This is a genomic window from Paraburkholderia sp., from assembly GCF_050742655.1.
Taxonomy (GTDB): Bacteria; Pseudomonadota; Gammaproteobacteria; order Burkholderiales; family Burkholderiaceae; genus Paraburkholderia.
The window spans coordinates 288,004-303,129 of the sequence record NZ_JBOIGG010000003.1; the positions used below are offsets into that span (position 1 = coordinate 288,004).

Here is a 15,126-nt window from a genome sequence, read left to right on the forward strand (position 1 = left end):
CGGCCGGTGCGGCGGTGCGCTTAACCCTCGCCTGGCACGGCCATGACCGGAATGACCCGCGTAATGCCGAGCAGCGCAGCGAGCGGCGCAGCCGGCCGGGCGACTTCTTCGATTGTATGGCGGTCGAGTTCGGCCATGAACGCGTCGCGTGCCGCGCCGAACACGTGCTGCAGCTGGCATTCCGCCTGAATCGCGCAGGTTCGGTGAGTGGCGCTTTCGCCGGAAAAGCAGCCGACCAGCGCGAAGTCGTTTTCGGTGGCGCGCACCACCTGGCCGACCGTCAGCGACCGCGACCGTCCCGCGAGCCGCAAGCCGCCGTTGCGTCCGCGAACCGTGTCGACCCAGCCGAGATCGCCGAGCCGCTGGACGATTTTCATCAGGTGGTTGCGGGAAATGCCGTACGCGTCGGAGATATCCTGGATCGTCGAGAGCCCTTCGCCGCAGACGGCGAGGTACAGCATCACGCGCAACGAGTAGTCGGTGTAGTCGGTCAGTCTCATGACGCAGGGGCTCGCGAAAACGATCGGCGACGCGCGGTCTCTCAATTGACCGCGACGTCGCAAGGGTTGCCGGCCTGGGGTCTGGGCATCTAACATGCAGCGCTTGCGCATGTTTAACCGTTCAGCCGACCGTTATTGTTCAACACTTTACGGCACCCCGGTTTTGCCGCTGTCCGGCGTGCGAAAAGCTGACCATCTATGCGTACCGAATAACAGGATATGCCCGCGGGCCACCTCTGCCCTATCAACGATCGTCGAGCCTCCCGAATGAAACCGCCTGCCCCTCGCCACGCCGAACCGACCGAAGCCAACATCCGTGAACTCGTGTACGCGTTTTACGACCGCGTGCGGGTCGACGCGCTGCTCGGTCCGGTCTTCGAGCAGAAGCTAGCCGGGAAATGGGACGATCATCTGCCGAAGATGTGCGCGTTCTGGGCCGGCATCGTGCTCGGCGCGAAGACGTATCGCGGCAACGTGCAGCAGGCGCACCAGCCGCTGCCCGGCATCGAGCCGAAGCATTTCAGCCACTGGCTGTATCTGTTTCTCGATACCGTGGAGTCGCGCTACGAGCCCGCTGCCGCGGTCCGTTTCATGGAGCCCGCACTGCGGATCGCGCAGAGCCTCCAGTTGAGCCGCTTCGGGTGGGACTACCGGATACCGGCCGAGCAGCAGGCGCTGCTCGCTCGCGTCGCGCCGCGGCGTCGCGAGCGTGGACATGGGCACAAGACCCACGACGAGCATGAGACACATGAGATGAATGACAAGCCGGGCGAGCCGTTTCCGGTCCGGGTTATCGGTCGCTCGGCCGACGCGTGAGCGCGTAGCGCGCTAGGCCTTCGTATCGTCGATAGCGCCGGGTTCGATGCCCCAGCGGGCCAGCGCCGCATCGTCGGTCGTGCGGGCATCGACCCAGCGCTCGCCGTGCGCGGTCTTTTCCTTCTTCCAGAACGGCGCCTGGGTCTTCAGATAGTCCATCACGAATTCGCACGATGCAAATGCGTCGCCGCGATGCGCGGACGTCGTCGCGACGAGCACGATCTGATCGAGCGGAACCAGCTTGCCGACGCGATGCACGATCAGCACGTCGATGCCCGGCCAGCGCTCGCGCGCCACGTCGACGATGTGCTCGAGCGACTTCTCGGTCATACCCGGATAGTGCTCGAGCTCCATCGCGTCGACCGCACTGCCGTCGTTCAGGTCGCGCACCGTGCCGACGAAGCACGCGACCGCGCCAATCTTCGGATCGCGCGCGCGCAACGCGGCGACTTCCGTCGTCAGATCGAAATCGGCGGTTTGCACGCGCACTGTCATTGGTGCCTCCTCAGCCGCCCGTCACCGGCGGAAAGAACGCGACTTCGCAGCCGTCGGTGATCCGCGTGCCGGCGTCGGTCATCACGTGATTGCACGCCATCCGGAGCGCGCGACCCTCGGTCAGCGTCTCGGCCCACACGCCGCCGCGCGCGCGCAACCAGCCGCGCACGTCGCCGACAGTCGCGATGCCGTCGGGCAGATCGACCGACTCGTCCGCGATACCGAGCGCTTCGCGTACGCTCGCAAAATACTTCAACTGGATCTTCATCTCTACGCCCGCCGGAACGTCCGGCTCAATTCAACAATTCGGAAAACGGAATGAAGCGCACGGTCTCACCGGCGCTGATCGCGTGGTTCGGCGGATTGTCGATCAACCCGTCGCCCCACACGGTCGACGTCAGGACCGCGGAACTCTGGTTCGGAAACAGCTCGAGACCGCCCGCCGGATTGACCCGCGCGCGCAGGAATTCGTTGCGCCGGTCGCCCTTCTGCTGCGAGAAATCGGCGCGCAGCGACAGCGCACGCGGTGCGACGTTGCGCACGCCCGCAAGCCGCAGCACGAACGGCCGCACGAACAGCAGAAACGTAACGAAGCTCGACACGGGGTTGCCCGGCAAGCCAATGAAAAACGTCTCACCCTCTGCACTAACCTCCGGACCTCGGCGCACCGTGCCGAACGCGAGCGGCTTGCCCGGCTTCATCGCGATCTGCCACATCGACAGCCGGCCTTCCGCTTCGACCGCCGGCTTCACATGATCTTCCTCGCCGACCGATACGCCGCCGCACGTCAGGATCAGATCGTGTTCGCGGGCCGCTTCGCGCAGCGTCGCGCGCGTCGCGTCGCGCTGGTCGGGCACGATGCCGTAATCGGTAACGTCGCAGCCGAGCTTCTGCAGCAGCGCGCTCAGCGTGAAGCGGTTCGAGTTGTAGATGGCGCCCGGCTTGAGCGGCTCGCCGGGCATCGTGAGTTCGTCGCCGGTGAAGAACACCGCGACCTTCACGCGCCGCACGACGTCGAGCGTCGCGCAGCCGACCGAGGCCGCGAGCCCGAGCGCCTGCGGCGTGAGCCGCGTGCCCGCGGGCAGGACGACCGAATCGCGACGAATGTCCGCGCCCTGCATCGTGATCCATTCGCCGGCCTTCGGCGCATGCAGGATCGTCACTTCGTCACCGGCGGCTTCGGTCTGCTCCTGCATCACGATCGCATCGGCGCCGGGCGGCACCGTCGCGCCGGTGAAAATGCGCGCGGCCGTGCCCTCGGCAAGCGGCTGCGGCGCATGGCCGGCCGGAATGCGCTGCGACACCGGCAGGCGTCGGTCGCCGTGCGACAGATCGGCGATGCGGACCGCGTAGCCGTCCATCGCGCTCGTGTTCATCGGCGGCACGTCGAGCGGCGAAACGACGTCGGTGGCCAGCACGCGGTTGAGTACATTGAGCGTGGGCAGCGATTCAGTGCCCGTAACCGGCGCGGCAGCACCGAGCAGCGTGGCGAGCGCGTCGGCGGTCGAAAGCATCGGCGCACGGGGTGCGGAAGACGGAGGCGTGGACATCGATCGGAGCGGTCTGGGGTGGAAGAACTATTGTAGCGGCCGGACGCGAGCCGCGCGCGTGCACTGCGCTATGGATGTCTTTGGTGAACCGCGGATGGTGCACGCAGCAAGGCAGTCGCGCACGAAGACATTCATGAAAACGGCCGCGACGCGCGTTGCGTCACGGCCGCGAACATCAGGGCACCGCGCTCGTCAATCCGTGGAGTGTTTCGCGACAAAGTCCTTCACGTGCTGCACATCGGCCGGCAACACGTCGAAACGCTGCGGCAGGCTCTCGAGGCCCGCGAACGCCGCGGGCCGCTCCGGCTCGCGCAGCAGGGCCTCGCGGATCGTCTCGCCGAATTTGACCGGCTGCGCGGTCTCCAGCACGATCATCGGGACACCCGGCTGCAGATGTTCGCGCGCGACTTTCAGACCGTCCGCGGTATGCGTATCGATCATCGTGTCGTAGCGCTCGAACACGTCGCGGATCGCATCGACGCGATCCGCATGACTGCTGCGACCCGACACGAAACCGAACTGCTGCACACGCGCAAAATCGCCACTCGCCGCAAGATCGAAACCGCCCTTCTCCTCGACGTCGCGGAATAGCTGCAGCACGCGCGCCGGATCGCGGCCGAGCAGATCGAACACGAAGCGCTCGAAGTTCGATGCCTTCGAAATGTCCATGCTCGGGCTACTCGTGTGATACGTCTCGGCCGCCTTGCGCACGCGATAGATGCCGGTGCGGAAGAACTCGTCGAGCACGTCGTTCTCGTTGGTCGCGACGACCAGCTTCTCGATCGGCAGCCCCATCATCCGCGCGATATGCCCTGCGCAGACATTGCCGAAGTTGCCCGACGGCACCGCGAACGACACGCGCTCGTCGTTCGATTTCGTCGCCGCGAAATAGCCCTTGAAGTAATAGACGACCTGCGCGACGACGCGCGCCCAGTTAATCGAATTGACGGTACCGATCCGGTACTGCGCCTTGAACGCGTGATCGTTCGACACGGCCTTCACGATGTCCTGGCAGTCGTCGAACACGCCTTCGACCGCGAGGTTGAAGATGTTCGGATCCTGCAGGCTGTACATCTGCGCGGTCTGGAACGCGCTCATCTTCTTGTGCGGCGACAGCATGAACACGCGGACGCCGTGCTTGCCGCGCATCGCGTATTCGGCAGCGCTGCCGGTATCGCCCGACGTCGCGCCGAGGATGTTCAGCGTTTCGCCGTGCTTCGCGAGCGCGTACTCGAACAGGTTGCCGAGCAGCTGCATCGCCATGTCCTTGAACGCCAGCGTCGGGCCGTTCGACAGTTCGAGCAGCGACAGCGGCGCGCCGTTCTCGACGCCGAGCGTTTTCAGCGGCGTGATCTGCGCGGCGAGCTGGCCGGATGCGTCGCCATCGTGGACATTGCGGACGTTGCAGTAAGTCTGCGCGGTGTACGTGCGGCGCGTCAGCGCGCGCAGGTCGTCAGCGGGAATGTCGTCGCTGAATTTCGACAGGATCTCGAACGCGAGATCGGCGTACGGCAGCGCGCGCCAGCGTGCGAGTTCGTCCGCCGACACACGCGGATAGTCGGCCGGCAGGTACAGGCCGCCGTCTTTCGCGAGACCGCCCAGCAGGATGTCCGAAAACGTATGCCGTTCGCCGGCACCGGCGCCACGGGTGGAAATGTAGTTCATGAGTCTCGCCTAGTTCAGTGCTTCCATCCGGAGCTTCGTCACCTTCGACACCACCGTCTGCAGCGCCTCGATGCGCTCGATCGCCGCGTTCACGTGCTTCTCGACCGTCTCGTGCGTGATCAGGATGATGTCGGTCTCGCCCTTGTGGGACGCGTCGACCTGCTCCGATTCCTTCTGCAGCAGCGCATCGATCGAGATGCCGCCGTCGGCGAGAATCCGCGTGATGTCGGCGAGCACGCCGGTCACGTCGGCGACGCGCAGCCGCAGGTAGTAGCCGCTCGTCACTTCGTCGATCGGCAGGATCGGCGTGCTCGACAGGCTGTCGGGCTGGAACGCGAGATGCGGGACGCGGTGTTCCGGGTCCGCAGTATGCAGACGGGTCACGTCGACCAGATCGGCGACCACGGCCGATGCCGTCGGCTCCGCGCCCGCGCCCTTGCCGTAGTACAGCGTCGTGCCGACCGCGTCGCCGTGCACGACGACCGCGTTCATCGCGCCCTCGACGTTTGCGAGCAACCGCTTGGCCGGAATCAGCGTGGGATGCACGCGCAGCTCGATGCCCTTGTCGGAGCGCCGCGCGATGCCGAGAAGCTTGATCCGGTAGCCGAGTTCTTCCGCATAGCGGATGTCGATCGCGGCCAGCTTGCTGATCCCTTCCACATAGGCTTTGTCGAACTGCACCGGCACGCCGAACGCGATCGCGCTCATGATCGTCGCCTTGTGCGCGGCGTCGACGCCCTCGACGTCGAAGGTCGGGTCCGCTTCCGCGTAGCCAAGTTCCTGCGCGGCCTTCAGCGCGGTCGCGAAGTCGAGACCGCGGTCGCGCATCTCCGACAGGATGTAGTTGGTCGTGCCGTTGATGATGCCTGCGATGTACTGGATGCGGTTCGCGGTCAGCCCTTCGCGCAGCGCCTTGATGATCGGGATGCCGCCCGCGACCGCGCCTTCGAACGCGACCATCACGCCGTTCGCGCGTGCTGCCTGGAAGATCTCCGTGCCGTGCACCGCGAGCAGCGCCTTGTTCGCCGTCACCACGTGCTTGCGGTTCGCGATCGCGCGCAGCACGAGATCGCGCGCGATGCCCGTTCCGCCGATCATCTCGGCGACGATCGAGATCGACGGATCGTCGACGACCGACTCGAAGCTATCGGTCAGCGCGATGCTGCCCGCGTCGGCGCCGAGCGCCGCCGTGGCCTTTGCGGGATTGCGCACCGCGATCCGCGTGATCTCGATGCCGCGGCCCGCGCGACGTTTGATTTCTTCCTGGTTGCGGCGCAGTACCGTGAAGGTGCCGCTGCCCACCGTGCCGAAGCCCAGCAGTCCAACTTTGATCGGTTCCATGCAGCGTGTGTGTTCGAGTAAGGATTGAGAAACGGGGCCTGCGGGCGGCGACGCCCGCGGACTTCATGCGGTGTGATGCTTGCGGTAGCCGTCGAGGAAGCGCGCGATCCGGTTGATCGAATCGGCAAGATCGTCCACGTTCGGCAGGAACACGACGCGGAAATGGTCCGGCGTCTTCCAGTTGAACCCGGTGCCCTGCACGAGCAGCACGCGCTCGGCGAGCAGCAGATCGAGAATGAACTGCTGGTCGTTCTCGATCGGGTACATCTTCGGATCGAGGCGCGGGAACATGTAGAGCGCCGCTTCCGGCTTCACGCACGTCACGCCGGGAATGGCGGTGAGCATCTCGTACGCGAGTTCGCGCTGCTTGTACAGACGCCCGCTCGGTGCGATCAGTTCGTTGATGCTCTGATAGCCGCCGAGCGCGGTCTGGATCGCGTACTGGCCCGGCACGTTCGGGCACAGGCGCATCGACGCGAGAATGCCGAGCCCTTCGAGGTAGTCATTCGCGCGGCGCCGGTTCTCGCCGGTCAGGCCCGACACGAACATCCAGCCGGCCCGGTAGCCGCATGAGCGGTAGCTCTTCGACAGGCTGTTGAACGTAACGGTCAGCACGTCCTCGGCAAGCGAGCCGATCGCGGTATGCGTCTTGCCGTCGTAGACGATCTTGTCGTACACCTCGTCCGCGAAGATCACGAGGCCGTGTTCGCGCGCGATGGCGATCAGCTCGAGCAGCAGTTCGTCGGAATACAGCGCGCCGGTCGGATTGTTCGGGTTGATCACGACGAGCGCACGCGTGTTCGGCGTGATCTTGCGGCGGATGTCGTCGGTATCGGGCATCCAGCGGTTCGCCTCGTCGCAGATGTAGTGCACCGGCGTGCCGCCCGACAGGCTCACGCCGGCGGTCCACAGCGGATAGTCGGGCGCGGGTAACAGCACTTCGTCGCCGTCGTTCAGCAGACCCTGCAGCGCCATCACGATCAGTTCGGATGCGCCGTTGCCGATGTAGATGTCGTCGAGCTCGACGCCGTTCACGCCCTTCTGCTGCGCGTAATGCATGATCGCCTTGCGCGCGGCGAACACGCCCTTCGAGTCGGAATAGCCCGACGAACCCGGCAGGTTCCGGATCATGTCCTGAATGATCTCGTCGGGCGCGTCGAAACCGAACGGCGCCAGGTTGCCGATGTTCAGCTTGATGATGCGATGGCCCTCTTCCTCAAGCCGCTTCGCATGTTCGAGGACAGGCCCGCGGATGTCGTAGCAGACGTTCAGCAGCTTGTTGGATTTCAGGATCGGTTTCACGGCGGGCACTTCATCCAGGTAAGTAGGCCAGGCACACAGGCCGGGCGGGCCCGAAGGCAGGAAAATGGCGGCCGCGGGGTCAAGCTTCGCCGGTATCGTCCCGGCGCATCGGCACGATAGGGGGTATGCCCGGCGCGGTCGTCATCGTACCGGACGACTCGCATGGCGCCGGCGAGCGGCGGGCCGGCAGGTTGGCCGGCATGCGCATGATTCGCGCGGCTCGTGGCGGCGCGGCAAGCGAGGGGCGCCGCAGGGCGGCTAAAAAGCTATAATTTAGCGGATTTTGGCCGACTTCCGCAATGCACCAACCGCATCGGCGGGCCCTGTCGGCCATGCCCGCGTCCGCTGCGCACGGCTCGCCCCCTGCCCCGATCGTCGTTCCGCGCGTCCGGCGGCACGGCAGGCGCCATGCGCACGACGCGTCAGACGATCTCGGAAATCTCGGAACTGCGATTTGAAATTACACCAGGATGCAAGCGGCGCACTCAACACCGTGACCGGTTACGGCGCCGACTATGTCGAAATCAATCTCGAGCGCCATCTGGGCAGCATCATCGTCATACCGGACACACCGGTCATCGCGTGGCCGGTTTCGTCGTTCGACGCGCTCGCTCCCGAACACTTCGAGCTGCTGGTCGGGCCGGCGCCGGAAGTCGTCGTATTCGGCAGCGGCGGGCGGCTGCGCTTCCCGCATCCACGCCTCATCGCCGCGCTCACTGCGCAGCGCATCGGTGTCGAGACGATGGACTTCAAGGCGGCCTGCCGGACCTACAACATCCTGATGGCCGAGGGCCGCAAGGTCGCAGCCGCGCTGCTGATCGAAAACTGAGCGAGCCGGAACACGCAGGTCGGCTACAGGCGCCGCAGCACGCTGCGCCTGCCTTTCGGGGCAGTGATCAGGCTAAGGTTCGGCTAAGGTCGATAGCGTACACTGCGCGGCGGCGCACGACAGGCATCGTGCACGCGCCGCCGCCTGGCGTGGCAGACTGCGCCGATGCTTTCAACAATCTCCGCACGTCCGCACAGGCGGCGTCGACAAGACAGGTAAATCCATGAACGATACGCCGTCGAGGCTACCGCTCAATCGCACTGCGATCCTGCTGTTCGTGATCGCACTCGCCATCATCTGGTTCGTGCCACTCGGATGGCGTCATCTGGTCCCCAGCGACGAAGGCCGCTACGCCGAAATGGCGCGCGAGATGTTCACGACCGGCGACTGGATCACGCCGCGCTACAACGGCTACAAGTACTTCGAAAAGCCGCCGCTGCAAACGTGGGCCAACGCGCTGACGTTCGCGTGGTTCGGCATCGGCGAATGGCAGGCGCGGCTCTATACCGCGCTCACCGGCTTCGCTGGCGTACTGCTGATCGGTTACACCGGCACCCGTGTCTTCAATGCGGCGACCGGTGTGTTCGCCGCGATCGTACTCGCGAGCGCGCCGTACTGGAACCTGATGGGCCACTTCAACACGCTCGACATGGGCCTGTCGTTCTGGATGGAGCTCACGCTGTGCGCGCTGATGCTCGCGCAGCGCCCTAACCTGCCGGGCTCGCAGGCCCGGCTGTGGATGTGGGTGTGCTGGATCTCGATGGCGCTCGCGGTACTGTCGAAAGGGCTGATCGGCGTGATCCTGCCGGGCGCCGCACTCGTCATCTATACGCTCGTCGCGCGCGACTGGGCACTGTGGAAGCGCCTGTATCTGGTGAGCGGCCTGATCGTGTTCTTCGCGGTCGCCGCGCCGTGGTTCGTGCTCGTGCAGCAGCGCAACCCCGAGTTCTTCAACTTCTTTTTCATCGTCCAGCAGTTCGACCGCTACCTGACGCCCGAACAGAACCGTCCCGGTCCGTTCTACTACTTCGCCGGCGTGATGCTGGTCGGATTCCTGCCGTGGCTCTCGATCGCGGTACAGAGCATCCGCCAGGCGGTACGCATGCCGCGCCAGCCGAACGGCTTCTCGCCGGCGCTGGTGATGCTGGTATGGTCCGCGTTCATCTTCCTGTTCTTCAGTGCATCGCATTCGAAGCTGGTGTCGTACACGCTGCCGATCGCGCCCGCGCTCGCGCTGCTGATCGGCATGTACCTGCCGCTCGTGTCGCGCGATGCACTGCGCCGCCATCTCGCCGGTTATGCGGTGTTCCTCGTGGTCGCCGCGTTCGGCGCGATCTTCCTGCACTGGGTCGGCGATGCACGCAATCCGAATGCGCTGTACCGCGCGTTCCAGATCTGGGTCTATGCGGCTCTCGGCGTCGCGTTCGTACTGACGCTCGCGGCACTCGCAATGTGCCGCCGCAGCAGCAGCAATGAAAACGGCAAGGGCAAGGGCATCGTCGGCGCGATCGTGACGTTCGGCGCGGGCTGGTTGCTGCTAGGCACCATCGCGGGCACCGGGCACGACGTGTTCGGCCGCGTCAGTTCCGGCGTGCTGCTCGCGCCGGCCGTGAAGGCCGCGCTCGCGAAGCTGCCGCCCGACACGCCATTCTATTCGGTCGACGTGCTCGACCACACACTGCCGTTCTACGTCGACCACACGATGATCATGGTCCAGCATGCGGACGAACTGGCGTTCGGCGTGTCGGTCGAACCGCAAAAGTGGGTACCGACCGTCGATGCGTGGATTACGCGCTGGAACGCTGACCGCTACGCACTCGCGCTGATGTCGCCGTCGCGCTATGCCGAACTCGAGAAGCAGCACGTGCCGATGGAAGTCGTTGCACGCGACCAGCGCCGCGTGATCGTCGAAAAGCCGCAGCAGTAAAGCACAGCCGTCAGTCCGACCCGATCCTTTAACCGAACCGTCGATGAACCCGATCTCGCTTTTCTGCATCCTCGCAGGTGTCGCGCTGAACGCCTGCGCGCAACTGCTGCTGAAGGCCGGCACGAATGCCGTTGGACACTTCGAATTCACCCGTGCGAACATTCTGCCCATCGGCTGGCGGCTCGCCACCCAGTTGCCGATCATCGGCGGGCTCGCGTGCTACGTGGTGAGCGTCGGCGTGTGGGTCGTCGGGCTGTCGCGGGTGGACGTGTCGATCGCGTACCCGATGCTGTCGCTCGGCTATGTCGTCAATGCGTTCGCCGCGTGGTATTTATTCGGCGAAGTGCTGTCGATCCAGCGGCTCATCGGCATCGGCATCATTCTGGTCGGCGTGTTCGTGCTGGCGCGCAGCTGAGGCGTCCCACGCAACCGCCCCACGCGACTTAAGCATCCATGTACATTGCAGCCCTTTCTCATTGAGCGAAGCCTTCATGTCCCAGTCATCCGTCCCGTTTTTGCCGTTCGTCCGCCCGGAAATCGATGAAGAAACGATCCAGGGCGTCGCCGACGTGCTGCGCTCCGGCTGGATCACCACCGGCCCGCAGAACCAGCAGTTCGAGGCCGAACTGTCGGCGTTCTGCGGCGGCCGTCCGGTGCGCACGTTCAACTCCGGCACGGCGACCCTCGAGATTGGCCTGCGGATCGCCGGCGTGGGCCCCGGCGACGAAGTGATCACAACCCCTGCTTCGTGGGTCGCGACCAGCAACGTGATCATCGAAACCGGCGCGACGCCAGTGTTCGTCGACATCGATCCGCGCACCCGCAACATCGACCTCGATCTGCTCGAGAAAGCGATCACGCCGCGCACGAAGGCCGTGATCCCGGTCTATCTGGCCGGTATGCCGGTCGATATGGACCGTCTGTACGAGATCGCCCGCGCGCACCGGCTGCGCGTGATCGAAGACGCGGCGCAGGCCTTCGGTTCGACGTGGCACGGCAAGCGCATCGGCGCAATTGGCGACATCGTGTCGTTCAGCTTCCATGCGAACAAGAACTTCACGTCGATCGAAGGCGGCGCGCTCGTGCTGAACAACGAGGACGAAGCGCTGCTCGCGCAGAAGTACCGGCTGCAGGGCATCACGCGCACGGGCTTCGACGGAATGGACTGCGATGTGCTCGGCGGCAAGTACAACCTGACCGACGTCGCCGCGCGCGTCGGCCTCGGTCAGATGAAACATCTCGAACGTTTCCTCGCGCAGCGCAAGGCGCTCGCACAGGCCTATTTCGCCGGCCTCGAAGGCGGTGCGGCGGTGCGGCTCGGCATCGGGCTGCCGGTCGCCGACTTCGAGAATTCGAACTGGCACATGTTCCAGATCACGCTGCCGCTCGACAAGCTCTCGCTCGATCGCGCGGGCTTCATGGCGCAACTGAAGGAGCGCGGCATCGGTTCGGGCGTTCACTACCCGGCGATCCACCTGTTCACGCTGTATCGTGCGCGCGGCTTCAGGGAAGGCATGTTCCCGCATGCGGAGCGCTTCGGCGCGACGACGGTCACGCTACCGCTCTTCACGCTGATGAACGAAGACGACGTCGCGCGCGTGTGCCGCGCGGTCGACGAAATTTGCGAACAATACGGAAAATAAGCGGACATGAGTCAAACCGAACATCGCTCCCGAGCGACGGACACACCGGAAGTCTCGGTCGTCATCCCGGTCTACAACGAGGAAGCCGGGCTCGGCGAACTGTTTGCGAGGCTCTACCCGGCGCTCGACGCGCTCGGCACGACCTACGAGGTGATCTTCATCAACGACGGCAGTCGCGACAGATCCTCCGCGCTGCTCGAGCAACAGTTCCACGTACGGCCCGACACCACGCGCGCGATCCTGCTGAACGGCAACTACGGCCAGCACATGGCGATCCTTGCAGGCTTCGAGCAGTCGCGCGGCGAGATCGTCATCACGCTCGACGCCGATCTGCAGAATCCGCCCGAGGAAATCGCCAAGCTGGTCAACAAGATGCGCGAAGGCTACGACTACGTCGGCACGATCCGCATGCAGCGCCAGGACAGCCTGTGGCGCCGCAAGGCGTCGCAGGCGATGAACCGTCTGCGCGAACGCATCACGCGCATCAAGATGACCGATCAGGGCTGCATGCTGCGCGCGTACAGCCGCCATATCGTCGATACGATCAATCGTTGCGGCGAGATCAACACGTTCATCCCGGCGCTCGCGTACACGTTCTCGCAGAATCCGGTCGAGGTCGATGTCGCGCATGAAGAGCGCTTCGCCGGCGAATCGAAATACTCGTTGTACAGCCTGATCCGGCTGAATTTCGATCTGGTCACGGGCTTTTCGGTCGTACCGTTGCAATGGTTGTCGTTCATCGGCGTGATCCTGTCGATCGGTTCGGCCGCGCTGTTCGTGCTGCTGCTGATCCGCCGCTTCATCATCGGCGCGGAAGTGCAAGGCGTGTTCACACTGTTCGCAATCACGTTCTTCCTGCTCGGCGTGATCATCTTCGCGCTCGGGCTGCTCGGCGAATACATCGGCCGCATCTACCAGCAGGTGCGCGCGCGGCCGCGCTATCTCGTGCAGACGATCCTCGAGGAGCGCAACGGCGAAGCGGTCGCAAGCGCCCCGCGGCAGGCGGTCGTGCAAGGCGTACAGGCGGCCCGCTCGTTCGATCAGCCACTGGACCAGGAGCAGCCGCGATGAAACCGCGCGCGGTCGTGTTCGCCTATCACAACGTTGGCGTGCGCTGCCTGCAGGTGCTGCTCGCGCGCGGTGTCGACGTTGCGCTCGTCGTCACGCACGAGGACAACCCGCACGAAAACATCTGGTTCGGCAGTGTCGCAAAGCTCGCGGCGGAGCACGGCATCGCGACCGTCACACCGACCGATCCTACGAGCGCCGAACTGCGCGCGGCGGTCAGCGCCGCGCGGCCCGATTTCATCTTTTCGTTCTACTACCGCCACATGCTGCCAGTCGATCTGCTCGCGATCGCCGCGCATGGCGCGTACAACATGCACGGCTCGTTGCTGCCGAAATACCGCGGTCGCGTGCCGACCAACTGGGCGGTGCTGAACGGCGAAACCGAAACCGGCGCGACGCTGCACGAGATGGCCGCGAAGCCGGATGCCGGCGCGATCATCGCGCAGACGCCGGTGCCGATCCTGCCCGACGACACCGCCGCACAGGTCTTCGACAAGACCACCGTCGCCGCCGAACAGACGCTGTGGCGCGTGCTGCCCGCGCTGCTCGCGGGCGAAGCGCCACATCTGCCGAACGATCTCGCGCACGGCAGCTACTTCGGCGGACGCAAGCCCGAGGACGGCCGGATCGACTGGACCCAGCCCGCGCAGCGCGTCTACAACCTGATCCGCGCGGTCGCGCCGCCCTATCCCGGCGCGTTCACCGAGATCGCCGGCGAACGCTTCATCGTCGCGCGCGCGCGGCTTGCGCGACCCGGCGCGCTGCAGCTGGATTTGCCCGCCGGCCTGCACGTAAGCGATAATGCGTTCCTCGCGATATGCGGCGACGGCCGGGCAATCGCCGTCCACGAACTCTGGCACGAACGACGCACGCCGCACGACGGCGGCAGCCATGTCGTCTCCCCAGCCGAATTTACGCAGCTCACTCATTCCTCCCGCCATTCATGAAAAAAGTCCTGATTCTGGGTGTCAACGGCTTCATTGGCCATCACCTGTCCAAGCGCATTCTCGAAACGACCGACTGGGAAGTGTTCGGCATGGACATGCAGACCGAACGCCTCGGCGACCTCGTCAACCACGAGCGGATGCATTTCTTCGAAGGCGATATCACGATCAACAAGGAGTGGGTTGAGTATCACGTGAAGAAGTGCGACGTGATCCTGCCGCTCGTCGCGATCGCCACGCCGGCCACGTACGTGAAGCAACCGCTGCGCGTGTTCGAACTCGACTTCGAGGCGAACCTGCCGATCGTCCGTTCGGCCGCGAAGTACGGCAAGCATCTGGTCTTCCCGTCGACGTCCGAGGTGTACGGCATGTGCACCGACGAGCAGTTCGATCCGGAAGAATCGCAGCTGTCGTACGGTCCGATCAACAAGCCGCGATGGATCTACGCGTGCTCGAAGCAGCTGATGGACCGCGTGATCTGGGGCTACGGCATGGAAGGCCTGAACTTCACGCTGTTCCGTCCGTTCAACTGGATCGGCCCGGGCCTCGACTCGATCTACACGCCGAAGGAAGGCAGCTCGCGTGTCGTCACGCAGTTCCTCGGCCATATCGTGCGCGGCGAGAACATCAGCCTCGTCGACGGCGGCGCGCAGAAACGCGCGTTCACCGATATCGACGACGGCATCGACGCGCTGATGAAGATCATCGACAACCGCGACGGTATTGCGTCGGGCAAGATCTACAACATCGGCAATCCGAAGAACAACTTCTCGGTGCGCGAACTCGCGCACAAGATGCTCGCGCTCGCGGCCAGCATCCCGGAATACGCGGATTCCGTGAAGACCGTGCAGCTCGTCGAAACGACGTCGGGTGCGTACTACGGCGCGGGCTACCAGGACGTGCAGAACCGCGTGCCGAAGATCGACAACACGATGCAGGAACTCGGCTGGGCGCCGAAGTCGACCTTCGACGAAGCGCTGCGCAAGATTTTCGAAGCGTATCGCGGCCACGTCGGCGAAGCGCGCGCACTCGTCGAACAATAACCA

General features: G+C 64.8%; 15 protein-coding genes. 8 read left to right on the forward strand and 7 right to left on the reverse strand.

The window, feature by feature from the left end; all coding sequences use genetic code 11:
* Nucleotides 1–20 precede the first annotated feature (20 nt).
* Nucleotides 21–500, reverse strand: a complete 480-nt coding sequence (locus ACREXZ_RS06445) for an RrF2 family transcriptional regulator (protein ID WP_431763204.1) — start codon at nucleotides 498–500, stop codon at nucleotides 21–23.
* Between the two features lie 267 nt (nucleotides 501–767).
* On the opposite strand from ACREXZ_RS06445, the gene ACREXZ_RS06450 reads away from it, so the two are divergent.
* Nucleotides 768–1,316 carry a group III truncated hemoglobin gene (locus ACREXZ_RS06450; RefSeq protein WP_431763205.1) on the forward strand — a complete coding sequence of 183 codons (549 nt, stop codon included), beginning with the start codon at nucleotides 768–770 and terminating at the stop codon, nucleotides 1,314–1,316.
* A 12-nt stretch (nucleotides 1,317–1,328) separates the two neighbouring features.
* On the opposite strand, the gene moaE is transcribed toward ACREXZ_RS06450, so the two are convergent.
* From moaE to ACREXZ_RS06480, 6 genes are all read right to left on the reverse strand, one after another.
* On the reverse strand, nucleotides 1,329–1,811 hold the full coding sequence (gene moaE / locus ACREXZ_RS06455; protein WP_431763206.1) for a molybdopterin synthase catalytic subunit MoaE: 483 nt from the start codon (nucleotides 1,809–1,811) through the stop codon (nucleotides 1,329–1,331).
* A gap of 10 nt (nucleotides 1,812–1,821) precedes the next feature.
* Nucleotides 1,822–2,079 carry a molybdopterin converting factor subunit 1 gene (moaD, locus tag ACREXZ_RS06460; RefSeq protein ID WP_431763207.1) on the reverse strand — a complete coding sequence of 86 codons (258 nt, stop codon included), beginning with the start codon at nucleotides 2,077–2,079 and terminating at the stop codon, nucleotides 1,822–1,824.
* A gap of 25 nt (nucleotides 2,080–2,104) precedes the next feature.
* Complete coding sequence (locus ACREXZ_RS06465) at nucleotides 2,105–3,361, reverse strand: molybdopterin molybdotransferase MoeA (RefSeq protein ID WP_431763208.1); 1,257 nt, start codon at nucleotides 3,359–3,361, stop codon at nucleotides 2,105–2,107.
* 192 nt (nucleotides 3,362–3,553) lie between these two features.
* Nucleotides 3,554–5,026, reverse strand: a complete 1,473-nt coding sequence (gene thrC / locus ACREXZ_RS06470) for a threonine synthase (protein WP_431763209.1) — start codon at nucleotides 5,024–5,026, stop codon at nucleotides 3,554–3,556.
* A gap of 9 nt (nucleotides 5,027–5,035) precedes the next feature.
* Nucleotides 5,036–6,367 carry a homoserine dehydrogenase gene (locus ACREXZ_RS06475; RefSeq protein WP_431763210.1) on the reverse strand — a complete coding sequence of 444 codons (1,332 nt, stop codon included), beginning with the start codon at nucleotides 6,365–6,367 and terminating at the stop codon, nucleotides 5,036–5,038.
* Nucleotides 6,368–6,430: 63 nt separating this feature from the next.
* Nucleotides 6,431–7,678, reverse strand: a complete 1,248-nt coding sequence (locus ACREXZ_RS06480; RefSeq protein ID WP_431763211.1) for a pyridoxal phosphate-dependent aminotransferase — start codon at nucleotides 7,676–7,678, stop codon at nucleotides 6,431–6,433.
* A 445-nt stretch (nucleotides 7,679–8,123) separates the two neighbouring features.
* Here ACREXZ_RS06480 and ACREXZ_RS06485 point away from each other — a divergent pair, with 445 nt between their 5' ends.
* The 7 genes from ACREXZ_RS06485 (at nucleotide 8,124) to ACREXZ_RS06515 (ending at nucleotide 15,123) form a co-directional block, all read left to right on the forward strand.
* Entirely contained in the window at nucleotides 8,124–8,498 is a 375-nt protein-coding gene (locus ACREXZ_RS06485) for an Mth938-like domain-containing protein (protein ID WP_431763212.1), read from the forward strand.
* A gap of 223 nt (nucleotides 8,499–8,721) precedes the next feature.
* Nucleotides 8,722–10,425 carry a glycosyltransferase family 39 protein gene (locus ACREXZ_RS06490; RefSeq protein ID WP_431763213.1) on the forward strand — a complete coding sequence of 568 codons (1,704 nt, stop codon included), beginning with the start codon at nucleotides 8,722–8,724 and terminating at the stop codon, nucleotides 10,423–10,425.
* 43 nt (nucleotides 10,426–10,468) lie between these two features.
* Nucleotides 10,469–10,840 (forward strand): EamA family transporter, encoded by a 372-nt coding sequence (locus ACREXZ_RS06495; protein WP_431763214.1) that lies wholly within the window; start codon nucleotides 10,469–10,471, stop codon nucleotides 10,838–10,840.
* A 76-nt stretch (nucleotides 10,841–10,916) separates the two neighbouring features.
* Nucleotides 10,917–12,068, forward strand: coding sequence for a DegT/DnrJ/EryC1/StrS family aminotransferase (locus ACREXZ_RS06500; RefSeq protein WP_431763215.1), 1,152 nt, complete (start codon nucleotides 10,917–10,919; stop codon nucleotides 12,066–12,068).
* A gap of 6 nt (nucleotides 12,069–12,074) precedes the next feature.
* On the forward strand, nucleotides 12,075–13,139 hold the full coding sequence (locus tag ACREXZ_RS06505) for a glycosyltransferase (RefSeq protein ID WP_431763216.1): 1,065 nt from the start codon (nucleotides 12,075–12,077) through the stop codon (nucleotides 13,137–13,139).
* Nucleotides 13,136–14,083 (forward strand): formyltransferase, encoded by a 948-nt coding sequence (locus ACREXZ_RS06510; RefSeq protein WP_431763217.1) that lies wholly within the window; start codon nucleotides 13,136–13,138, stop codon nucleotides 14,081–14,083. Before ACREXZ_RS06505 ends, ACREXZ_RS06510 begins: the two co-directional genes overlap by 4 nt.
* Nucleotides 14,080–15,123 (forward strand): bifunctional UDP-4-keto-pentose/UDP-xylose synthase, encoded by a 1,044-nt coding sequence (locus tag ACREXZ_RS06515; protein WP_431763218.1) that lies wholly within the window; start codon nucleotides 14,080–14,082, stop codon nucleotides 15,121–15,123. The genes ACREXZ_RS06510 and ACREXZ_RS06515 overlap by 4 nt, the downstream gene beginning before the upstream one ends.
* Nucleotides 15,124–15,126: the final 3 nt, after the last annotated feature.